22 protein-coding genes are annotated in these 20,803 nt (G+C 69.3%); 14 read left to right on the forward strand and 8 right to left on the reverse strand.

Features of this window, described 5'->3' with window-relative positions; genetic code table 11:
- Positions 1-44: 44 nt before the first annotated feature.
- On the reverse strand, positions 45-818 hold the full coding sequence (locus tag ABZX37_RS04085) for a deoxyribonuclease IV (RefSeq protein WP_354735785.1): 774 nt from the start codon (positions 816-818) through the stop codon (positions 45-47).
- Positions 819-934: 116 nt separating this feature from the next.
- Between ABZX37_RS04085 and ABZX37_RS04090 the strand changes: the two genes are divergently transcribed.
- The 12 genes from ABZX37_RS04090 to dnaB all read left to right on the forward strand — a co-directional run bounded on the left by ABZX37_RS04090 (position 935) and on the right by dnaB (position 11,192).
- Positions 935-1,765, forward strand: coding sequence for a hypothetical protein (locus ABZX37_RS04090; RefSeq protein ID WP_354735786.1), 831 nt, complete (start codon positions 935-937; stop codon positions 1,763-1,765).
- A 165-nt stretch (positions 1,766-1,930) separates the two neighbouring features.
- Positions 1,931-2,833: a hypothetical protein gene (locus ABZX37_RS04095; RefSeq protein ID WP_354735788.1), complete on the forward strand. Its 903-nt coding sequence runs from the start codon at positions 1,931-1,933 to the stop codon at positions 2,831-2,833.
- Between the two features lie 79 nt (positions 2,834-2,912).
- Positions 2,913-3,833 carry a hypothetical protein gene (locus ABZX37_RS04100; protein WP_354735790.1) on the forward strand — a complete coding sequence of 307 codons (921 nt, stop codon included), beginning with the start codon at positions 2,913-2,915 and terminating at the stop codon, positions 3,831-3,833.
- 102 nt (positions 3,834-3,935) lie between these two features.
- Entirely contained in the window at positions 3,936-4,259 is a 324-nt protein-coding gene (rpsF, locus tag ABZX37_RS04105) for a 30S ribosomal protein S6 (protein WP_344282605.1), read from the forward strand.
- 29 nt (positions 4,260-4,288) lie between these two features.
- Complete coding sequence (locus tag ABZX37_RS04110) at positions 4,289-4,828, forward strand: single-stranded DNA-binding protein (RefSeq protein WP_354735793.1); 540 nt, start codon at positions 4,289-4,291, stop codon at positions 4,826-4,828.
- Positions 4,829-4,862: 34 nt separating this feature from the next.
- Positions 4,863-5,111: a 30S ribosomal protein S18 gene (gene rpsR / locus ABZX37_RS04115; RefSeq protein ID WP_009085242.1), complete on the forward strand. Its 249-nt coding sequence runs from the start codon at positions 4,863-4,865 to the stop codon at positions 5,109-5,111.
- Positions 5,112-5,125: 14 nt separating this feature from the next.
- Positions 5,126-5,590: a 50S ribosomal protein L9 gene (rplI, locus tag ABZX37_RS04120; RefSeq protein WP_009085244.1), complete on the forward strand. Its 465-nt coding sequence runs from the start codon at positions 5,126-5,128 to the stop codon at positions 5,588-5,590.
- A gap of 273 nt (positions 5,591-5,863) precedes the next feature.
- The gene (locus ABZX37_RS04125) at positions 5,864-6,226 is read left to right on the forward strand and encodes a hypothetical protein (RefSeq protein WP_354735796.1); all 363 of its coding nucleotides are present in this window, start codon (positions 5,864-5,866) and stop codon (positions 6,224-6,226) included.
- Complete coding sequence (locus ABZX37_RS04130; protein ID WP_354735798.1) at positions 6,216-6,854, forward strand: DUF3558 domain-containing protein; 639 nt, start codon at positions 6,216-6,218, stop codon at positions 6,852-6,854. The genes ABZX37_RS04125 and ABZX37_RS04130 overlap by 11 nt, the downstream gene beginning before the upstream one ends.
- Before the next feature lie 42 nt (positions 6,855-6,896).
- Entirely contained in the window at positions 6,897-8,264 is a 1,368-nt protein-coding gene (locus tag ABZX37_RS04135) for a hypothetical protein (RefSeq protein ID WP_354735800.1), read from the forward strand.
- A gap of 11 nt (positions 8,265-8,275) precedes the next feature.
- Positions 8,276-9,073 carry an ESX secretion-associated protein EspG gene (locus ABZX37_RS04140; protein ID WP_354735801.1) on the forward strand — a complete coding sequence of 266 codons (798 nt, stop codon included), beginning with the start codon at positions 8,276-8,278 and terminating at the stop codon, positions 9,071-9,073.
- Between the two features lie 715 nt (positions 9,074-9,788).
- Complete coding sequence (gene dnaB / locus ABZX37_RS04145) at positions 9,789-11,192, forward strand: replicative DNA helicase (protein WP_037809085.1); 1,404 nt, start codon at positions 9,789-9,791, stop codon at positions 11,190-11,192.
- A gap of 18 nt (positions 11,193-11,210) precedes the next feature.
- Here the strand turns inward: dnaB and ABZX37_RS04150 are convergent, their stop codons facing one another.
- From ABZX37_RS04150 to ABZX37_RS04165, 4 genes are read right to left on the reverse strand one after another with little or no spacing between them, the layout of a single operon-like run.
- Positions 11,211-12,224: an alpha/beta hydrolase gene (locus ABZX37_RS04150; RefSeq protein ID WP_354735802.1), complete on the reverse strand. Its 1,014-nt coding sequence runs from the start codon at positions 12,222-12,224 to the stop codon at positions 11,211-11,213.
- 4 nt (positions 12,225-12,228) lie between these two features.
- A complete protein-coding gene (locus ABZX37_RS04155) occupies positions 12,229-12,579 on the reverse strand; it encodes a hypothetical protein (RefSeq protein WP_354735803.1) in 351 nt (116 codons plus the stop codon).
- A 14-nt stretch (positions 12,580-12,593) separates the two neighbouring features.
- Complete coding sequence (locus tag ABZX37_RS04160) at positions 12,594-13,094, reverse strand: helix-turn-helix domain-containing protein (protein WP_354735805.1); 501 nt, start codon at positions 13,092-13,094, stop codon at positions 12,594-12,596.
- 60 nt (positions 13,095-13,154) lie between these two features.
- Entirely contained in the window at positions 13,155-13,520 is a 366-nt protein-coding gene (locus ABZX37_RS04165; RefSeq protein WP_354735807.1) for an ArsR family transcriptional regulator, read from the reverse strand.
- 87 nt (positions 13,521-13,607) lie between these two features.
- On the opposite strand from ABZX37_RS04165, the gene ABZX37_RS04170 reads away from it, so the two are divergent.
- A complete protein-coding gene (locus ABZX37_RS04170) occupies positions 13,608-14,786 on the forward strand; it encodes an MFS transporter (protein WP_354735808.1) in 1,179 nt (392 codons plus the stop codon).
- Positions 14,787-14,789: 3 nt separating this feature from the next.
- Here the strand turns inward: ABZX37_RS04170 and ABZX37_RS04175 are convergent, their stop codons facing one another.
- Complete coding sequence (locus ABZX37_RS04175) at positions 14,790-15,323, reverse strand: YciI family protein (protein ID WP_354735810.1); 534 nt, start codon at positions 15,321-15,323, stop codon at positions 14,790-14,792.
- Between the two features lie 103 nt (positions 15,324-15,426).
- Here ABZX37_RS04175 and ABZX37_RS04180 point away from each other — a divergent pair, with 103 nt between their 5' ends.
- Complete coding sequence (locus ABZX37_RS04180) at positions 15,427-16,206, forward strand: class III extradiol ring-cleavage dioxygenase (RefSeq protein WP_354735812.1); 780 nt, start codon at positions 15,427-15,429, stop codon at positions 16,204-16,206.
- 84 nt (positions 16,207-16,290) lie between these two features.
- Here ABZX37_RS04180 and ABZX37_RS04185 read toward each other — a convergent pair whose 3' ends face one another.
- Entirely contained in the window at positions 16,291-19,416 is a 3,126-nt protein-coding gene (locus ABZX37_RS04185) for a PE-PGRS family protein (RefSeq protein ID WP_354735814.1), read from the reverse strand.
- A 191-nt stretch (positions 19,417-19,607) separates the two neighbouring features.
- Positions 19,608-20,645, reverse strand: a complete 1,038-nt coding sequence (locus ABZX37_RS04190; RefSeq protein WP_354735816.1) for a hypothetical protein — start codon at positions 20,643-20,645, stop codon at positions 19,608-19,610.
- Positions 20,646-20,803: the final 158 nt, after the last annotated feature.

Consider the following 20,803-nt stretch of genomic DNA (forward strand, 5'->3'; position numbering starts at 1 on the left):
ACCCTGAGGGACTCTGATTCCCGCAGGGTTCCCTTCACGGCTTCTCAGGCGAGTTGTTTGCGCAGGTACGCGATGTCGGCGGCCTGGCCATCACCCGGCGTCTCGACGACCACCGGCGCGCCCGCCTGGCGCACGACCTCGGCGAGCAGCTCCGGTTCGATCGTGCCGTCGCCGTCGACCACCGACGCGTGCCGGTCGCGGTTGGAGCCGTGCTCGTCGCGGGAGTTGTTGCAGTGCACCAGGTCGATCCGGCCGGTGATGGCCTTGACCTTCTCCACCGCGGTCGCGAGATCCCAGCCCGCCGCGTAGGCGTGGCAGGTGTCGAGGCAGAAGCCCGCGCCGAACTCGCCGACCTTGTCCCACAGCCGGGCGATCACGTCGAGCTCGCGGGTCATCGCGTTGTCGCCGCCCGCGGTGTTCTCGATCAGGATCGGCACCGCGAAGCCGCCCTTTTCCGCCTCGCGCTCGAAAAGCTTGCGCCAGTTGACCAAGCCCTCCTCGACGTCGTCGCCCGCGCCGACGTGCCCGCCGTGCACGATCAGGCCCTTCGCGCCGATCGCGGCGGCCCCGTCGGCGTGCTGGGTGACGTTCTTGCGGGACGGGATGCGGATCCGGTTGTTCTTGGACGCGACGTTGATCAGGTACGGCGCGTGGATGAACACCTCGACCGGGGAGGCCTTGATCTCCTCGCCGTGCGGATGCGGTTTCGGTGCCTTCCACCCCTGCGGGTCGGAGAGGAAGAACTGGACGACGTCGGCTTCTCGCTCGGCGACGGCGGCCAGCGGATCGTCGTCGCGGACATGGGCGCCAATCTGCATGCCCTGACGCTACTACCGGGCGAATCTCCCCCTTCCGCCCGAGTTGGTGACGCTCGTGGAGTACCGTGAGCGCGTTCCGTGATCCATTCGGAGTGAGCACATCGGGGGAGGAAGGCATGCGGAAGCGCGCTGGACGGATGACCGCATTGGGGGTCGCGCTCGCGGCGCCGCTGCTGTCCGCGGTTCTCGCCTTTCCCGCCACCGCCGCCGCGGATCCCAGCCCCACCGTGAGCGGCGACTGCGAATCCACCCTGCAGAACGGCAAGAACGGCAACGGCCTCGCGCTCGACGCGGGCGCTCCGCTCAACGCGCCGAACCGGCTCACGGTCGGTCTCGATTCGAAGGCCAAGCAGACCGACGGCAACAACACGTTGCTCAACGTCCCGGTCGGCGATGTCGCGCGCACGCTGGGCGTCGGCGAGGTCCCAGCTGTTGGCGACACGGCCGCGAAGGACACTTGCCCGATGGTGCAGGCCGCGGCGAACGGTGTCGGCAACGCGACCCAGGGCCTGGTCAGCGGAGTACCGCCGCTCGTCCCGCAGCCGCCTGGGCCGCCGGGACCCAACCCGGAGCCGCCGAAGCCCAACCCGCCGTCCCCGGCTCCCGGCCCCGGCGGCCCAGGCCAGCCCGTCCCCGGCGGCGACACGCTCGGCCCGGTGACCTCGGTCGGCGGACTCTCCGGCCTCGACTCGGTGTCCGGCATCTTCTCCGGAGCCGCGATGCTCCCGGCGAGCTTCGTGCAGGCCCCGCTCGTCACCCAGGTCGTCCCGGGCCAGCTGCCGCAGCCGGACCAGGTGCCGACGGTCGACGCGAAGAAGTCCGGCACCGCCGAGGCGCTGCCCGCGGCCAACCCGCCCGCCCGGCTGCCGCTGCTGATCGCCGTGCTGGCGCTCGCGATGGTGGCCGCCGCGCTGGTGCGCGCGTGGCTGCGCCGCAAGCCCGCCTGATATTGACTCTCAGTAGCGCCCGCTTCCACCCGAATGCCTGACGTCGGAGGGGAGGCGGGCGTTACTCGTCTTCGTTACCGTCGTTGTCCTCAGCAAGGCAGGTACAACGGACGCGGCGAAAGGTCGACGGCCATGCAGCAGCACCGGGCACGGAGGGCAACCGCAGTGGGCGCCGCCGCTCTCGTCCTGGCCGGCTCCGCCGCGCTCGCCGCACCAGGTACCGCGTCCGCGGACACCCTGACGCCGAAATGCGGTTCCACCATCACCGCCAAACCGGGCGACCACGTCAAGGCGACCACTCCGCTGCTCGGTTTCCCGATTGACCTCGGCATCGTCGGCCAGGTCTCGGGCGTGCTCACTGGCGCCATCGGCACGGTCCTCGGCGCGGTCTGCAACGTCACGGTGAACGTGGTGAACACCGTCGTCGCGCCGGTCCCGGTGATCGGCGCGCCCGCCGCGAGCGCGGTCAACGGCGCGGTCGCGGGCGGCACGAACACGCTCCAGCAGGGCGTCGCCGCGGCAGGCCAGGCCTTCAGCGGCGGCCAGCCGGGCAAGCAGAACCCGGGCCCGAACCCGCAGCAACCGCCGTCCGGCAGCAATGGCGGCAACCCGCAGCAGGGCGGCTCGCCGGGGCAGCAATCCCAGATGCCGGGCTCGAACAGCCCGGTCCTCGGCGACTACAGCGGCGGCGGGGCCGCGCCGTTCTCGGCTTTCCTGCCGAATTTCAGCAATTTGTCTTACGGCTACAGCACCGGATACGCGCCGATGCGCGATTACAGCGGCATCCCGATGGCGATGGCCGGATTGTTCAGCCCGTCGCCCTCGCTGCGGTACGGCAGCCAGATCCCGGGTTACGCGCCGCAGTACGGCGTTTCCAACCCGGACGGCACCTCGGGCGGCGACCGCACGATCCAGAACGCCGGTAATGCCGAAGCATTGCCCGGCACCGGCGGCAACCACACGAACGGGTTGGACTGGCCAGTTCTGGTGGCAGTTTTGGCACTCTCCGGAGTCAGCGCGGGCCTGGTCCGGACCTGGGTGCTCCGCCGAATGGCCGCTGCAGGTTAGGCCAACTCACCAGTATCTTTACCGGAGTCCATTCGTTGTTCCTGATGCGACGAACGATGCCCGCGGACCCCGGAGGATAGTGCTCGTGCGGAAAATCCCCACCTGGAAGCGAACCCGTCGAGCACTCACCGTCACCGCTCTCGCCGCCCTCTTCACCGGCGGCACGTTCCTGGGCGCGGGCTCCGCGTCCGCGGCGACCACGCTCGCGAACCAGTGCAAGGGCACGGTCACCGGCGGCATGGGCGATTCGGTCGCCGTGCCCGGTTCGGCGGTCAAGGAGATCGTCCGCCAATCGGCCAAGGACCAGGTCAACTTCTGGCGGCTGCTCACGGTGTGGCCGGATTCGCTGGCGAACACGATCGCGGACAAGGGCAACCTTCAGGTCGGCACGATCCCGAACGCCGCGGGCGGCACGGTCAGCGGCGACGCGATCGGCCAGGTCGTCTCGAACGCGCTGAAGGACGCGCCGGGCATCGGCCTGCTGCCGGACACCAAGACCAAGGTGCTGAACGGGATCCGCAGCGGGGTCGCGTCCGCGTGCGGGCTGACCACGATGGCGAACAACTACCAGGCGCCGTCGTCCTCGAGCTCGCCGTCGAACGGCGGCGCCCAGTCGAACGGCAACGCGCCCGCGCAGAACGGCGGCGGCAACCCGCTCGGCGACTACCAGCCGGGCTCGACCGGGATCGCCCCGCCGCGCGACTACGGCAACATCCCGACCGCGAGCCCCGGCAACCCCGGCGTGCTCGGCACCGCGATCGCCCCCGGCGCGCGCTACGGCACGCTGCCCGGTTCCGGCGCGCTGCCGCAGCAGCCCTCGGCCGGACAGGACCCGCAGGGACAGCAGGGCCCGGACATCCGCAACGCGGGCAACGCCGAATCGCTGGCGAGCCAGGGCAGGCCCTCCGACGTCCAGCTGCCGATGCTGCTCGCGGTGATCGTGCTGGCCGGCGTCACCGCCGGGCTGGTCCGCACCTGGGTGCTGCGCCGCGTCAGCTGACCCGCCGGACGGGACTGTCGTACCCGCCGGGTACGCTTACCTGGACAAACCCTCCTGTCACGGAATCCGCCGTGACCGCGAGCCCATAGGAGGTGAGTGGTTATGTCACGCCATTACGAGGTAATGGTCATCCTGGACCCGACGCTTGACGAGCGTACGGTCGCGCCCACGCTGGACAACTTCCTCAACGTGATCCGCACTTCGGGCGGAAGCGTCGAGAAGGTCGACGTCTGGGGCCGCCGTCGCTTGGCGTACGAGATCAAGAAGAACGCCGAGGGCATCTACGCGCTGCTGGACCTGAACTCGACGTCCGAGGCCGTCAAGGAACTGGACCGCCAGCTGTCGCTGCAGGAAACCGTGCTGCGCACCAAGGTCATGCGCCGCGAGGTCAAGGCCGCGGCCAAGCCCGCGCCCGCCAAGGCCTGATCCGAGCCCGATCCGAAGGGACGCCATCCGTGGCTGGAGACACCGTCATCACCGTGGTCGGGAACCTGACGTCCGACCCGGAGCTGCGCTTCACCCCGTCCGGTGCGGCGGTCGCGAACTTCACCGTCGCGTCCACCCCGCGCACGCTCGACCGCCAGAGCGGCGAGTGGAAGGACGGCGAGGCCCTGTTCCTGCGCTGCAACATCTGGCGGCAGGCGGCGGAAAACGTCGCCGAGTCGCTCACGCGGGGCGCCCGCGTGGTGGTGCAGGGGCGGCTGAAGCAGCGGTCTTTCGAGACCAAGGAAGGCGAGAAGCGCACCGTCGTAGAGCTCGAGGTCGACGAGATCGGCCCCTCGCTGCGCTACGCGACGGCGAAGGTCAACAAGGTCAGCCGCGGTGGCGGCGGCGGTGGTGACTTCGGCGGCGGTGGCGGCGGCTTCAACGGCGGCGGTGGCGGCGGCAACCGCGGCGGCGGAGGCGGCAACAGCGCGCCCGCCGACGACCCGTGGGGCTCGGCCCCGGCAGCCAGCAGCGGCGGCGGAGGCTTCTCCGACGAACCCCCGTTCTGATCTCATCTCTTTCTAGAATTCCAGGAGTACACCAGTGGCCAAGCCACCCATTCGCAAGCCCAAGAAGAAGGTCTGCGTGTTCTGCAAGGCCGAGAAGAAGGGCCGCCCGGAGACGATCGACTACAAGGACACCAACCTGCTGCGGAAGTACATCTCCGACCGCGGCAAGATCCGTGCCCGTCGCGTCACCGGCAACTGCAGCCAGCACCAGCGCGACATCGCCATCGCGGTGAAGAACTCGCGCGAGATGGCGCTGCTGCCCTACACGTCCACCGCGCGCTGAGGGGAGCCGTAGTCATGGCGAAGATCATTCTCACCACCGACGTGGCGAACCTCGGCGGCCCCGGCGACATCGTCGAGGTCAAGGACGGATACGCCCGCAACTACCTGCTGCCGCGCGGCTACGCCATCGTGGCCAGCAAGGGCGCGGAGAAGAACGTGCGCACGATCCAGCGCGCACAGGAATCCCGCCGCATCCGCGACCTCGACCACGCCAAGGAAATCAAGGCGACCCTCGAGGGCCTCGGCGCGATCCAGCTGACCGGCAAGGCCGCGGCGGGCTCGAAGAAGCTGTTCGGCTCGATCACCGCCGGCGAAATCGTCGACGCGATCAAGGCCCAGGGCGGCCCGCTGCTCGACAAGCGCGTCCTCGACCTGCGCGACCACATCAAGACGGTCGGCAAGCACTCGGTCAACGCCCGCCTGCACCCGAACGTGAAGGTGGACCTCCGTCTCGAGGTCAAGGCCGTGGCCGCGAACTGACGCTCGCGTCTTTTCCGCGAACCGCCCCCGGGGACTTTTCCCCGGGGGCGGTTTCGTTTTCCGCCTCGGCGGCTGCCCGGCGACCGCGAAACTACCGCAGGTCCCCAGCTCAGATGCCCTCGTGCGAACTTGCCAACAGCGAGCGGGAACCAACTGGCGTGCGTTAACATCCAAGATGCTGATCTCGCCGGGGAAGAGCGAGGCATGGGTTATAAGGGGGCCAGCGAGATGCCTGAAGGATCTCCCGCATCCGGTACCAATACGGGGCCCCAGGTGCCCCCGGTCCCACCGATCATGGTGGGCAGCTACGGCAAGGCCGGCGGCTACAAGTTCACCGAGGACGAGGTCGACTCAGTCATCAAGCAGTGGCAAGACCTGCTCGGCGATCTGTCAAAAGACCGCCAGTTCGCCGACACCATCGCGCACGTGAACCCGCCTGCCGACGAGGTGGCCAGCCATACCTTCGTCAACCAGGGTGCCAACCCGTCAGGACAGAGCCTCCTGGACGAGCACGAGAAGATGGTCGCCTACACCAAGAACTTCATCGACGCGCTCACCGCAGCGAAGAACAAGATCAGCATCACCGAGCAGCAAAACTCCGACGAGATGAAGAAGCAGGGACAGAGTGCGGTCTGATCAGCACACGCCAAAACACATCACCTGGATCGCTGCCGGCACCGTCGTCGCCCTCAGTTTGCTGACCGCCTGCAGCGGCGGGACCGGCGGTACTGCCGAGCCCCCCGCGTCGGGCAATCCCGGTCCGTCAAGTTCCGGCACCTCGTCGAGCACGGCCAACGGCGCGCCGAAAGTCCCCGCACCGCTCCCGACTGAGAAGCTGATCGCCAATCCGTGCTCGGCTCTCAGCGACGACGACGCCAAAGCAGTCGGCCTCGCGGCGCCCGGGAAACTCAACGACATCACGCCGCGCGGGTGCGACTGGCAGTCCGCCGACCCCGATCTCAAAGCGAACGGGATCACTCTCTCGCCGATTACCCAGAACACAAACGGCCTCGCCGACACCTACTCGATGAAATCGAGCCAGGCCTACTTCGAAGAGACCCAGATCGCTGGGTACCCCGGGGTTTTCGCGGCCGCGCACGACTCGCGCAAGACCGGCGTGTGCGATCTCGTCGTAGGCGTCACTGATCAGCTGTCCGTCGTCATCGTCGCCTCGATCGTGAGGGGCAAGAACGTCGAAAACCCGTGCGCTCCGGTAGCCAAGATCGGCACCGCGATGATCAACCACCTCAAGACAGAGTCTTGATCGCTACACGGCTGTAGCAGGCCCGGAAGGAAGATTCTCATTATGGGGAATGAGGACAACAGCACTGGCAGCACGCTGAAGAACACTGCCAAGGGTGCGGTGGTCGGAGCCGCCTACGGTGCGGTGCTGGGGCCGGAAGGGGCGGTCGTCGGCGGTGTGGTCGGCGGCTTGGTCGGTGCGGCATCCAGCATCTTCAGCGGCGGGCCGCACGCCGAACATGCCCAAGCGAACGTCGGTGGCGGGTCAATCGACGCGTACACGATCTACGACAAGATCAGCAAGGGCAACACCAGTTCGCTCGACGGCGGCCGGGGCGCGGCCGACTCGCTCAAGCAGCGGCACGCCGATCGCTCTAAGCAGATCGATGCGCTGAACAACAAGATGAACGGCGCTTGGCAGGGCAGCAGCGCCGGCGCGGCCCAGTCGGGCGCGAACGCGCTCAAGATCTGGCACGACGACTCCGCCAACAATCTGGGCAAGAGCCAGACCTTCATGACCAACCAGGTCGACGCGTTCCACGACGTGCACGGGAAGGTCCAGAAACTGGACCAGAACCCGCCGGAAATGAAGTGGTACGACCACCAGCCGTTCAGCGACAAAGACGACGAGATCGACAAGTACAACAAGGACAGCCAGACGAACGTCCAGGCTTACACCGCGTACTACGGTTCGAGTTCCCAGAACGCCGGCGGGATGCCGCAGTACAACGTCTGGCAGGGCAACAACATTTCTGACGGCGGCACCGACCCCGGCAAGTACGGCGGCGGTCCCGGCACCGGCCCCGGCGGCAGCGGCGGCTTCACCGGCGGACCGGGCGGTGGCGGCGGCAGCTTCACCCCGCCGAAGACGGGCACGCCGAAGTTCACCCCGCCGGGCGGCGGCAACAACACCCCGCCCAAGTACACCCCGCCCAAGTACACCCCGCCGGGCGGTCCCGGCGGTCCCGGTGGGCCTGGCAAGTTCACCCCTCCTGGCGACGGCACGACGACCTCGGGCTGGACGCCGCCTACGACCGACCCGTCGAAGTTCAGCCCGAGCACCTTCGGCCCGGGCGGCGGAGGCGGCTTCGGACCTGGCGGCTCCGGAGGAGGCAGCGGTGCCGGCGGCGCGGGCTTCGGCCCCGGCGGATTCGGCGCGGCGGGCTTCGGCCCCGGCGGTGCCGGTTCCGGCGCGATGGCCGGCGAGGCCGGCGGTGCGGGCGCGGGCGGAATGCGCGGCGGCGGCGGCGCCGCTGGCGGCGGCGCGGCAGGCAAGGCCGGTGCGTCCGGCATGGGCGGCATGGGCGGCGGAGCCAAGGGCGGCAAGGGCCAGGAAGACGAAGAGCACCAGACCAAGTACCTGCTGGAAGAAGACGGCAACGACATCTTCGGCTCGGACCAGATGACCGTTCCGCCGGTCATCGGTGAATGAGGCTCGGCGACGTGATCACTCTCGACCGGCCGGTTTCCTTCACTGCCTACACCCTGTGCAACCTGATCCGGCGACGCGGCGCGGAGCCGCACAAGATCATCGGCGAGACCGCCGCGTTCTACGTGCCGGAGGACCAGCGCAAGCTGGACGAGCAGGTCAACGCGGGGCTTCAGCAGGCCGGGCTGATGGGCCCGCGGGGGATGGACCGCGATCTGCTCGCGCTGATCGATTCCATCTCCCATCCGCATTTCGAGTACTACGGCTGGTTCGACGGCCAGTTCGACGACGGCAGCCCGGCCAACTTCTCCGCTCTGGTGGGCAGTGGCAACGGCGGCGGTTTCGGACTGGTCCGGGCCGGCGGGCAGCCGACGCTCGCCGTCACCCGGCAGCGGCCGGAACGGCTCCTCGAGACCTTCCTCGACATCATCCCGACCGCGCGAACGCCTCCTGGGCAGGCGCTGCTTGTCGACCGCAAGGAATTCGAGTCCGGGAAGGCCAACGACTCCGCTGAACCGCGGAGTTCGATCATGGTCACCGACCAGGGCCGGAACCATCAAGCCTCCCCGCTGAAGGAGATTCAGCGGATCATGCAGGCGCCGCGCATCGGCAATGGCACGTTGTACGTCGCCGCCCGGACATCGAGCGGCACCCGCAGGCGGATTCCGAAGCCGATCAACTTCGTCGACATCGCCGAAGGGCGCTGGCTCATGGAGGAGCGACCGGGGCGCGAGTCCATTCTCGTGTACACGCCCTGGTCGAGGCAGGCGGTCTCCGAACGGCTCCGGCAGGCGCACAGCGCCTTGGGCTGAGCGCCTCGAGCGTTACTCCGGGTGGGGTTCCCGGCACGGCACCGCGAGGTGTCCGGCCGGTGAACCTCACCCGGTTTCGCGTTTGCACGCGGTTAACCTGCGCTTTTGCCTGATCGCTCACTGTGCGCAGTCATCGAGTAGGCCACGTGGGGAATTCTCCTTCGTTCAGCCCATCGGGTCGGTGATCTACCGTGCGTAGCAACCATCCACAGGGCGGTGGACCAACCCAGGTGCGACACGCCGAAGAACCAGTTCGACACGACACGCCGAACGAGTTTTCGCGGAGTTCTCCACAGTCTCTGCACAGGGCTTGACCTGCGGGTTCAGCGAAGCCGATCTGCACTGTCCCCACTTTGTCCACAGGCTCACGGATACCTGTGATTCGTTGCCCCCAGTCATCCACAAGTTATCCACAGCACGGTCAACACCCGGGTTTGCGCTCGTCCTTCCGGGGGACCTAGCGTGCGTTCGCGCCCAGTACTCCCGGTGGCTCCGCGTGGCGGTCACCGGCGCGGGGAACCGCCCGGTCCATCATCGAAGTGAACCGGACGGGCGGGTGGGAAAGCCGGGCCGACTCCGGCATACTCGAACAGGTGTTCGCCTGGACTGGCCTCTGCGCGAGGCGGCGGGCGGACGCGGTTCGGCACAGGACAGGCGCACGCGAGACAACGGGGCCAGCCGGGACGACGGCGGGGCGAGGGGAGGTGTCCGGGCAGTGGCGGTGACCGATGACCGCGGTCCGGCGTACGCGGAGTCCGATCCGGGTCCGAGCGACCCCGGCCCCGGCGGGTTCGACCGCCAGCCGCCGCAGGACATCGCGGCGGAGCAGTCCGTGCTCGGCGGCATGCTGCTGTCGAAGGACGCGGTCGCCGACGTCATCGAAGCGCTCGGCCCCGGCGATTTCTACCGGCCCGCGCACCAGGCCGTGTACGACTGCATCCTCGATCTCTACGGCCGCGGCGAACCGGCCGACCCGATCACCGTGGCGGCCGAGCTGGAACGGCGCGGCGAACTCGGCCGCGTCGGCGGGGCGCCGTACTTGCACACGCTCATCGCGACCGTGCCCACCGCGGCCAACGCGGGCTACTACGCGGAGATCGTCTCCGAAAAGGCGGTGCTGCGCCGCCTCGTGGAAGCGGGCACGCGCATCGTCCAGTACGGCTACGGCGCGGCCGCGGCCGACGGCGCGAACATCGACGAGGTCGTCGACCGCGCACAGGCCGCGATCTACGACGTCACCGAACGCCGCACGAGCGAGGACTACGTCGCGCTGGAGGACCTGCTCCAGCCGACCATGGACGAGATCGACGCGATCGCCTCGCGCGGCGGGCAGTCCCAGGGCATCCCGACCGGGTTCGCCGATTTCGACGAGCTGACCAACGGCCTGCACCCCGGCCAGATGATCATCGTCGCGGCCCGACCCGGTGTCGGCAAGTCGACTTTGGGGCTGGACTTCGTCCGTTCCGCGTCCATCAAGCACGGCCTGACCAGCGTCATCTTCTCGCTGGAAATGAGCCGCACCGAGATCGTGATGCGCATGCTGTCGGCCGAGGCGAAAATCCGCCTGGCCGACATGCGAGGCGGCAAGATGTCCGACGACGACTGGACGCGGCTGGCCCGCCGGATGAGCGAGGTGTCCGAGGCCCCGCTGTTCGTCGACGACTCGCCGAACATGACGATGATGGAAATCCGGGCGAAGGCCCGCCGGCTCAAACAGCGACACGACCTGAAGCTCGTGGTCGTCGACTATCTGCAGCTGATGACGTCCGGCAAGCGCGTCGAATCGCGGCAGCAGGAAGTGTCGGAGTTCTCCCGTCAGCTAAAGCTGCTGGCGAAGGAGATCGAAGTGCCGGTGATCGCGATCTCCCAGCTGAACCGTGGTCCAGAACAGCGAACCGACAAGAAGCCGATGCTGTCGGACCTTCGTGAATCCGGCTCCCTGGAGCAGGACGCGGACATCGTCATCCTGATCAACCGCCCGGACGCCTGGGAACGCGACGACCCGCGAGCCGGGGAAGCGGACCTGATCCTGGCGAAGCACCGTGCGGGCCCGACGAGCACGATCGTGGTCGCACACCAACTGCACTACAGCCGGTTCGCCGACCTCGCCCACGACTGACGCGTGGTCCGGTTCGCCTCAGCATCGGGCGAATCGGTGCAGGACGTCGAGCACAGCCGGGGCGAGGGTGCTCGGGTGGTCGGCGTCGTGCAGCAGGTGATCCACTCCGGGCAGCGGCATCCGGACTGGTCCGCTGACGTGCGCACGGCGTAGGGCGGCGGTCAAGGCGTCCGTTGTGGTGCAAGGGACCTGGGCGTCGTTCGTACCGCAAGTCACCAGTACCCGGGTCCCCGGTCGCAGGGATGCTGCGGCGTCCGGCGGATAGACGGCGTCGTCGCTGTCCACGAAGCGGCTGTTCTGTCCTTGGAAGGCCTTGAAGAGTTGCGCGACGGCGGGAGGCAGGCCGGTGGTGTCGACCGGTCGGTGTTCGCGCACGGCGGTGACGGCGGCGTCGATCGCCGCGTCGATCGAGTGCTGTTGTTCCGGGGTGAGCTGGCCCTGTCGGACAGCCTCGGCGATTTGGGCGTGCAGTTGCAGCGCTACCAGGTCCAGCAGGCGGATCGCCTGCGGTTGCAGCAGTGCCAGGCCGGTCGGGCGCGGGCGGGCGGTGCTGCCGAGCAGCAGTGCGGTCATCGCGCCTTCGCTGTGCCCGACGACGGTCAGCGCGTGCGGGTTGGTCTCCGGCTGGTCGCGCAACGACTCGTAGGCAGCCTTTGCCTGACGGACGAACGCCGGATAGTCCAGTTTTTCCGGGTGATCGCGATAAGCGCCGAGCCCGGTGCGACCGGTGCCGTACTTGTCGAACCGCAGCGTGGCGACTCGGTCGTGGTCGAGTGCGTCGGCGACCTGCGCCAAGGTGTTCGGGGACGTGTGCGCTTGGTTGCCGTCGCGGTCGGTCGGTCCGCTGCCGGGCAACAGCAATGCGGCGCGCAGCCGTTGCCCGGTGTGGTGTGCGGGAACATGCAGGGTGCCGTACGTCGTCGTCCCGTCGACAGTGAAGACGATCTCGCGGTCGGCGGCGGGCACGAGGCTGACCGGGGCGGCTGTCACGCCGGCCAACGACAGCACGACGGCGGTGAGGTGGGTGAACATCGGCTCACCGCAAGGCGTTCTCGACCAGCGCGACGGTCGCGCGGGGGTCGTCGACCTGGACGACCAGGCGGGCGTAGCGCTCGTCGGCCAGTTCGAGCACGACGGCCTTCGACGGGTCCTTGACGTCCCAGAAGACTTTTTCGCCGTCGAGGTGAAACGTGCCCGCCGTGATCACGCCGGGCACGTGGGCGCCCGGCGCGCGGATTCCCTTGGGGTCGGCGGCGATACCGGGGTCCGCGGTCGCGCCGCGGACGTGGTCCAGCGGGATGGTCAGGCTGCTCTTGAAGGCCCAGAGCTTGTCGAGACCTTCGATCACGACAACGAGGTCGTCGCCGTCGATGGAGACCAGTGCCATTTCTGTTTTCCTTGTCAGTTAAGGGGATCGAGGTGTTGAGTCAGCGCGACGGCGGCACCGTCGGGGTTGCCGCGCAGGCGGAGTCCCAATGCGGCAGCCGTTAGGGCGGCGGCCAGTTCGGTGGAGATGCCGAGCGCGTCGGCGATTGCCTGGTCGAGCGAGGCCAGGGCCGCAGTCACTTCGGCGGCGACCTCTTCGTCGGCCGGTGCTCGTTCGACCACCGCGAGCAGGAGCAGGCCGAGGTCTGCCGAACTAACCAATCGCAGCACGGTCGCGGAATCCGTTGCCGCGGCGAGCTTTTCGGCCAGGGGGCGGAGGTCGTCGGCGAGGTGGCGGCGCAGGGCGACCAGATAGAGGCCGCGTTTGCTGCCGAACGTCTTGTAGAGGCTGTTGCGGTGCAGGCCGAGATGGGTGACGAGGTCGTCGACAGAAACCCCGTCGTACGCGCGGCCGCCGAACAACCCCACGGCGGCGCGCACCACCTCGTCCTCGTCGAACGCCCTTCGCCTGCCCATGCCTCGACTATAGGATTTTGGGGAATGATCAGTCAAGAACGATCGTTCCCCAAAAGTGAGTCACGAAGCGGGCTGCCACTCCTCGACCAGGTCCAGCAGTCCGGGGAAGCGTGCGTTGAGGTCTTCCGTGCGCACCCGGCTGCGGCGTTCCAGCCCGTATTGCCGCTGGCGCAGGACGCCCGCCTCGCGCAACGCCTTGAAGTGGTGAGTCAGCGACGACTTCGGGCGGTCGAAGCCGAACCAGCCGCACGGATGGTCGTAGGCCTCGCGTTCCAGCAGGAGTTTTCGCACGATCGTCAGCCGCAGCGGGTCGCTCAGTGCGGCTAGGACGGTTTCCAGCCGCAGGTCTTCTCGCGCCGGTTCAGGGAGGGCCGGCGGGAGTTCGGCGGGCGGGGCATCCGGGTCGGTCACCGAGGACGAGCGCATGTCTTCATTCAACCACTCCAGTACGAGATTAGTCGAACTACTGCTAGGTTCGAGGAGTAGTTCGACTAATCTCGTACTGGAGGACCCATGGCCGTCGTCGCACCCTCGCGGGTCGGCAGTCCTTGGCTTGCCGCTTGGCCGGTCACCGCGGTGTTCGTGCTTTCGAACGCGCCGACCCCGCTGTACGTGCTGTGGCAGCACCGGCTTGGATTCTCCGCTGGCACGCTCACGGTGATCTTCGCGGCCTACATCGCCGGGTTGCTGGCTGCGCTGCTCGTGGCGGGGCGCGCGTCGGATCGACTCGGGCGTAAACCCGTTGTGCTGCCTGGGGTTTTGCTCGCGCTCGTCGCTTGCGGGTTGTTCGCGGTCGCGACCTCGGTGCTCGCGTTGGCGGTCGCGCGGTTGCTGGCGGGGATCGCGGTCGGCATCACGGTGTCGGCGGGGATGGCGGCGGTGGTTGACGTCGGCGGACGCGAACGTGCGAGGACCTCGACGCTCGCGGCGTCTACCGCGATGGTGTTCGGGGCCGGGCTCGGGCCACTGCTGGCCGGGGCGCTGTCGGAGACACTGCCGGGGCCGACGGTGACGATCTTTGCGGTTGCGGCCGTGCTTCTGCTCAGTGCGGCCGTCGTGGTGATCCGGTTGCCGCTGCGGCGTCCGGTCGATTCCGGTGCGGGCGGTTGGGTCCGGGTTCCCGCAGTGCCGCGGGAGCAGCGCAAGTACGTCGTGCTGGGGATCGCGGTTTTCGCACCGGGGATCACGTCGACGTCGTTCGTGCTTTCCCTCGGACCGGCGTTGCTGGCCAGCGTGCTCGGCACCAGCAATCGCCTGCTCGCCGGGGCGACCGCGTTCGTCATGTTCGGCGCGGCGACTGCGGTTCAGTTCGCGGCGAAGCGGCTCGAGGTCCGCGCCATCCTGCTCGCCGGTGCGGCGGCGGGCGTCGCCTGCATGGCCGCGTTGCTGGTCGCCGTGCACGCGCAGTGGATCGCGGCCATCGTCGTGACCGCTGTGCTCGCGGGAGCCGCGCAGGGACTCGGCCAACTCGGCGGGCTCACCCTGATCAGCACTCACGTGCCTGAGCGGAGGCGCGCCGAGGCCAACGCTTTGCTCAACTTCGGCGGCTACCTCCCGGCAGCGTTGCTGCCGGTCGGCACCGGATATCTCAGTGACGCCCTCGGAATCACCACTGGGACAACGGTTTTCGCTGCGGTTCTCGCGCTTTCCGCACTGACTGCTGGCGGAATCGTGTGGCGGTCGGCCCGCTGACAGTCAGGAACGGCCGCCTGGTTGCCAGTAGTGCACCTCGATCGCGGCATAGTGCTCCGCGGTAAGGATTCCGCGGGCCGCGTCGGCGTCGGCGGCTTGCACCAGCGCTGCGGTGCCGAGCCAGGCGGTGCCGTCGTCGGACCACAGCGGGCCGTAGGAGATCAAGGACTCTGCGGCGGACGGCTCGAGGTCGACGGCGGGGCCGGAGCCCAAGCCCAGCACCAAGTACAGGTTGGCCGCCTCCGGATCACCGGGGAATTCCCACATGGTGCGGCCTAGAGCGTCGTCCCAGCGGCGAATCAGGACGTCCCGGTAGGCGCCAGCCTGGTAATTCGGTTCCGCGAAAGCGAATTCGCGGACGGCGGCGGCGTCCGGGAGGTCGACGATGTGCACGCTGCCGGTCGGAATGTCGCCGTCCAGGGTCGGGCCGCGCGCGATCAGCTCGAAACCGTCCATATAGGACCAATGCTCTTCGATCAGCTCGGCGCGCAACGCGGCGGAGCCGGGGCGGTCGCGGTGATAGCAGAAGAACTTCACCAGAGGAGTCTCCCGCATCCAGCAGGCCGCCGAGGACGAATTCGCCAAGTCCGCGAACCAGGCGTACGGTAGTAGTTGAACTTTCAAACACTCGGAGGCAGTCATGGCGAACCGCACGCCGGTCCTGTACCTGAGCCACGGTGCGCCGCCGCTCGCCGACGACGCGACGTGGACCCGGCAGCTCGCCGAATGGTCCGCTGACCTGGCCAAACCTCGCGCGATCCTGGTCGTTTCGGCGCACTGGGAGGAAGCTCCGCTGACACTCGGGGCGACCACGACGGTCCCGCTCGTCTACGACTTCTGGGGCTTCCCCGAGCACTACTACCAGGTCAAATACGCCGCGCCGGGTGCTCCGGAGCTGGCCGCGCGGGTGCGCAAGCTGCTGCATTCGACCGAAACCCCGGTGCACGACGCCCCGGACCGCGGCCTCGACCACGGCGCGTACGTCCCGCTGGTGGAGATGTTCCCCGACGCCGACGTCCCGGTGCTGCAGATTTCCATGCCCTCGCTCGACCCGCGGGCGCTCTACGACCTCGGCCGCAAGCTCGCGCCGCTGCGCGACGAGGGCGTGCTGATCATCGGCAGCGGATTCTTCACCCACAACCTCCGCGCGATGGGGGAAGTCAACGGCGTCAACGGAAACCCGCCGGGATGGTCCGCGGAATTCGACCACTGGGGCGACGAGGTGCTGCGCGCCCGCGACCTCGACGCCTTGCTCGACTTCCAGCACAAGGCCCCCGCCGCCGCGATGGCGCACCCGCGCATCGAGCACTTCGCGCCGCTGTTCGTGTCGCTCGGCGCCAGCTCGGCCGAGGGCGAAGGCCGCACGGTGATCGACGGTTTCTGGCACGGCCTGGCGAAGCGGTCGCTCGAATTCTCCTGACCCAGCACACAAAAAACGGGCCCGGAAGCACGTGGCTTCCGGGCCCGCCCGGGGTTATCCCCGGTTCGCTTCAGGCGAAGCGGTTCACTTCTTGAAGATGCCGGTCACCTTCGCGGCCAGCTTCTGGAACGCACCCAGCGGGCCGGTCGCGTCACCGATCGCCGGCACGGCCGGAGCGGTCGGCATGGCGGTCGGCAGCGTCGTCGGGGCACCCGGAACGGCGGGCACCGCGGCGAAGGAGGGCAGCTGGCCCAGCGTCGGCAGCGAGGTCTTCACCGGCAGCTGAGCGGGAACGGCCGGCACGTCCGCGCGCTCGGCACCCGCACCCGGCAGAGCCGGAACGCCCGGCAGAGCCGGAACCGCGGGAGCCGACGGCAGGTGGATGCCGTTCTGCAGCCCGGAAACCGAAGGCAGCGCCGAAGCACCCTTCAGCTGGTTGAGCTGGTTCAGCGCGGACAGTCCGCTGACCTGCGGCACGTCAGCACGCTGGGTGCCCGGCAGGGCCGGGGCGGGCAGCGTGGTGGCGGTGGGCAGGCTGCCCAGGCCCGGCAGCGCCGGGGCCGACGGCAGCGACGGAGCGGAACCGCCCGGCAGACCCGGCACGGCGGGCATCGCGGGGAGCTCGCCGGCGCCCATCTCGCCGCCGACCGGCACGTCGATGGCAGGCGGCTCTTCGACGTCGGTCGAGTTGGGGGCCTCGGCGGTGGCCACGCCGAGCACCTCCAGCGGCACGCCGAAGACCTGCACCAGCGCACCCAGCGGGTGGTAGAAGTCGAAGCCGGAGAGGGCTTCGCCGGTGCCGTCGGTGCTGGTGGCGTCGTTGCCGTCGGTCACGTCGGTGACGTTGTCGCCGACCCCGTGCGCCACGCCGCCCGCGGCGACCCCGTCGCCGAAGACCTGCGCCACAGCCGGGACCGGGAGGTCCAGGATGTCGCCCGAGATCGAGCCCTCGGTGCCCGAGGTGGTGTCCTTGCCGGCGTCGGTGGAGACGGTGTTGTTCATGGCGTCGCCCGAGGACACGCCCGCCGCGGAGACCGCGTCGCCGAAGACCTGCGCGACCGGTTCGGCGTCCGCGCCGACGATGTCGCCCGCGACCGCACCGGCGTCACCGTCGGTGAGGGCGTCGCCGCCCGCCGTCGAGGTGACGTCGTTGGTGGCGGTGCCGTGGCCGATCGCACCCCCGGCGACGCCGTCGCCGAAGATCGAGCCGGCGCCGGCGATCGGAGCCTTGACGATGTTGCCGGCGAGCGCGCCGTCCTTGCCGTCGGCGCTGGCGTTGCCGCCCGCCTTCGAGTCGGTCAGGTTGTCCGACATGCCGGTGCCGATGCCGGCGACCGAGCCGCCGACGCCGTGGCCCTGGACCGGCAGCGAAACCGGGGCCTCGACGAGGTTGCCCGCGCCCGCGCCCTTCGCACCGGTCGCGTGCACGTCGTTGCCCGCGGTGGAGGTGGTGTCGTTGCTGGACTTGCCGTGGCCCTGGCCGACGAACGAGCCGCCGATGCCGAACAGCTGCACCGGGGTGGACAGCGGCGCGGTGGCGAGGTTCGAGCTGAGGAAGCCGTTGTCGTCAGCGGTGTTGCCGCCGCCGCCTGCCTTCACGACCTTGGTCTCGGAGCCGTCGGCCGAGCCCTGCCCGATGAACGAGCCGCCCACGCCGAAGACCTCGGCCGGCGCGGCCACCGGGACCTGCACGATGTTGCCCGAGCCGGACGAGTCGTTGCCCTGGCTGCCGTCGTAGTTGCCCGCGGTGACCGTCTTGGTCTCGGTCGAGGTGCCCGAGGCGTTGCCGATGTGGCTGCCGCCGATGCCGTGCACCTCGGGGGCGCCCGCCACCTGGGTGTTGACGATGTTGCCGGTCAGCGTCGAGCCGTTGCCGCGGGTGTAGCTGCCGTCGCCGGACGTCGCGGTGGTGGTGTTGTCGCAGTTGGCGACCGCGCGGCCGATGTAGGTGCCGCCGACGCCGCACGCCTCGACCGGGAGCGCCACTGCCGGGTCGACCACGTTGGCCGAACCGGCGGCGTCGTTGCCGCTCGTCTTCACGAAGCCGCCGGAGGTGGCGGTGGTCTCGTGGGTGGAGGACGAGGCCTGGCGGTCGAGCGCCTGGCCGGTGGTGGCGTTGCCGATCCACGAACCGGCGACCGACGCGACGTTCGCGACCGGGCTGGCCTGCGCGGCGGCGGCGTTGCCGGACAGGAACGACTGGTCCCCGTCGGTCTCGAGGTAGGTCGGGGTGCCGTTCAGGCTGCCCGGACGGGTGTCGCCCGCCTTGGCGTCGGCCGAGGAGTTGGAGGTCGAGTCCGCGTCCGAGCCCCACACGCCGCCGGCGTTGCCGTTGAACTTGACCGGAAGCGCGATCGGCGCGCCGACCACGTTGCCGCTGCCCGCGGCGCCCTTGCCGTTGGACTTCATCGAACCGCCGGAGGCGGCGGTGGTGTCGGCGTTGTACCCGCCGCTGTAGGCGTTGCCGAGGATCCAGGACGCGGCGTTGCCGGTCACCTGGACCGGGGTCGCGAACTGGCCGCCGACGACGTTGCCGGACAGGCCGGAGCCCTTGCCGGTGGTGTCGACGTTGCCGGTCTCGGTGGTGCTCTGGTGCGCCGAACCGCCGTGCACCGCGCCGCTGCCGCCGGCCAGGCCGACGCCGTTGCCCGCGATCTGCACCGGGAGCGCGTAGTCGAGCGCCACGACGTTGCCCGCGATGCCCGAGTACTTGCCGTCGGTCGCGACGTCCTGGTTGTGGCTGTAGGTCTGGTCGTGGTCGCCGCCCTGCACGTGCGCGTCGCCGATGACGCCGACCGCGTTGTCCACGATCTGGATCGGGACGACCACGTCGCCGTTGACCTTGTTGCCCTTGAACGCGTCGTGGGTCGGCTCGAACTGCTGCCGCGGCGCGTTGGCCTTCGGGAGGCTGTCGGTCAGGCTGCCCGCGGAGCCGGCGGGCGTCTTCGCCGAAGCGAGCGCCTCCTTCGCGGCCGAGGTCACGGGCTTGGTGCTGATCTCGCTCTGGTGGGACGGGAGGTCAACCTGTCCGAGCGGGGTGCCGATCGCGTTGTTCGCTTCAGCGATCGGGACGGTGACGTTGAGATCAAGCGGGGAGGCCGGGGTGTCCGGGTTCACGTTCTCGTCGGCCGAGGCGATGCCGGTGCCCAGCATCAGCAACCCACCCGTGACCAACGCGGTCTGGAGTCCGCGCTTTGCCCAGGTCTGCATGGGATTTTTCTCCTTCATATCGGGGTCCCTTGCGGGTTCGTGGCGGTGCGCCCTGTCTCTCAGGGAATGCACCGGGAATGCGTGCGCGGAAATTGCGCAGCGCGCGAAAAACCCGCGGGATATCTGTCGATGACGGCAACGGCACACAAAGGTGTCCGAGGGTGCGTCAAAGACCCCGCGGGTGAAGTGGATCAGTCAGGAGTGACGCCGGGCTGCGTGCCCGGGGTGCGCGGCGTGTGCGCGAGGCCGGTGCGGGTCGAACCCGCCACGGCGTTGTCGACGGCGGCGGTGACCCAGGAGGGGACGCCGAAGTTCAGGCCGTCGAGGTGTCCGCCGGGCGCGGTGCTGCCACCGGCCGGGGAGTTCGGGATGGAAAGCGGCGCGGCGGGAAGCTGCGCCGGGGAGAACGGCGCGCCGGGCAGGCCCCGGTCGCCGCCGTGGTGCCGCGACGGCAGTTCGACGCCCTGCACCGGGTCGGCGGACTGCGCGTCCATCGACGGGAAGACCGACTGCAGTGCGTCGGACGTGGTCATCGCGGCGGCACCGAGGTTCTGGTCCGCCTCGGCGGGCTGCTCGGGAATGCCGGGCGCGGGCACCTGCTGCTCGGACCCGGGGGCCGGAGCGGAAGGCAGTTTCGGCAGGTCGACCAGGTTCGAGGGAGCGCTCGGGTCGAGCAGGTCCCACAGCTTCCGGCCGAAATCCTGCGCCGCGGGCGGCGGGGTGGTCGCGTCGGCGATCACCTGGCGCGCGTCCTGCGGCTTGCGCGCGATGTGCTCGAGCGAGCCGAGCGTGCGCTCCACCGGCTTGACGACCGCGTGCTGGCCGAGGTCGCTGACCGCGGTGCTGACCTTTCCGGCGGCCTCCTGGCCGCTGGCGAGATCATCGCGGTGCGGACTGGCGAGCTGGCCGAGCGAGCAGGTGGGCCGCGACGTGCCTGGTTCAGACCACGTGGTGGCGCCCTGGCCGCACGACGAAAGCCCTTGCGCCGCACCGGTGACGTCGCCCGCGAAACGGGCCGCGCCGTCGGTGACGTCGCCGATTCCGGCGGCCGTCGCGTCGGTGACCGGCGTGACGTTCGCGTCGACCGTGTCGGCCGAAGCGGCGGAAGAGGAGACGGCCCACGCTGCCGCGGTGGCCGCGAGCGCGCCGCCGACGACGAACAACGCACGAGACGCGAGACGGCCGAAGCGCGTCGCGCCCCGCCTCTCGTGCACAGCGTCGTTCGTCACAGGTGATTTCTCCTCGAGAGTAAAAAATGATTTCGGTTTTCGGGCGGAACGGCACAGTTCCGCGGTGGTGCAAAACCGAGACAACCAAATTTCCGACCCGTCGCGCATCCTTGACACGGCTTGATGCCACCATCGTGTGAACAACACAGAGTGTGGCC

The sequence above is a fragment of the Amycolatopsis sp. NPDC004079 genome, assembly GCF_040610415.1.
GTDB lineage: Bacteria > Actinomycetota > Actinomycetes > Mycobacteriales > Pseudonocardiaceae > Amycolatopsis > Amycolatopsis halotolerans.

What these genes read in the sequence shown, in the direction of transcription:
- ABZX37_RS04155 (WP_354735803.1), bottom strand. Translation starts at nt 12,579, where the DNA reads ATGGCACTGGTCTCCATCGACGGCGACGACCTCGTTGTCGTGATCGAA.
- ABZX37_RS04150 (WP_354735802.1), bottom strand. Translation starts at nt 12,224, where the DNA reads ATGTTCACCCACCTCACCGCCGTCGTGCTGTCGTTGGCCGGCGTGACA.
- ABZX37_RS04180 (WP_354735812.1), top strand. Translation starts at nt 15,427, where the DNA reads ATGGCGAACCGCACGCCGGTCCTGTACCTGAGCCACGGTGCGCCGCCG.
- ABZX37_RS04165 (WP_354735807.1), bottom strand. Translation starts at nt 13,520, where the DNA reads ATGCGCTCGTCCTCGGTGACCGACCCGGATGCCCCGCCCGCCGAACTC.
- rplI (WP_009085244.1), top strand. Translation starts at nt 5,126, where the DNA reads ATGGCGAAGATCATTCTCACCACCGACGTGGCGAACCTCGGCGGCCCC.
- ABZX37_RS04135 (WP_354735800.1), top strand. Translation starts at nt 6,897, where the DNA reads ATGGGGAATGAGGACAACAGCACTGGCAGCACGCTGAAGAACACTGCC.
- ABZX37_RS04170 (WP_354735808.1), top strand. Translation starts at nt 13,608, where the DNA reads ATGGCCGTCGTCGCACCCTCGCGGGTCGGCAGTCCTTGGCTTGCCGCT.
- ABZX37_RS04085 (WP_354735785.1), bottom strand. Translation starts at nt 818, where the DNA reads ATGCAGATTGGCGCCCATGTCCGCGACGACGATCCGCTGGCCGCCGTC.
- rpsF (WP_344282605.1), top strand. Translation starts at nt 3,936, where the DNA reads ATGTCACGCCATTACGAGGTAATGGTCATCCTGGACCCGACGCTTGAC.
- ABZX37_RS04090 (WP_354735786.1), top strand. Translation starts at nt 935, where the DNA reads ATGCGGAAGCGCGCTGGACGGATGACCGCATTGGGGGTCGCGCTCGCG.
- ABZX37_RS04185 (WP_354735814.1), bottom strand. Translation starts at nt 19,416, where the DNA reads ATGCAGACCTGGGCAAAGCGCGGACTCCAGACCGCGTTGGTCACGGGT.
- ABZX37_RS04160 (WP_354735805.1), bottom strand. Translation starts at nt 13,094, where the DNA reads ATGGGCAGGCGAAGGGCGTTCGACGAGGACGAGGTGGTGCGCGCCGCC.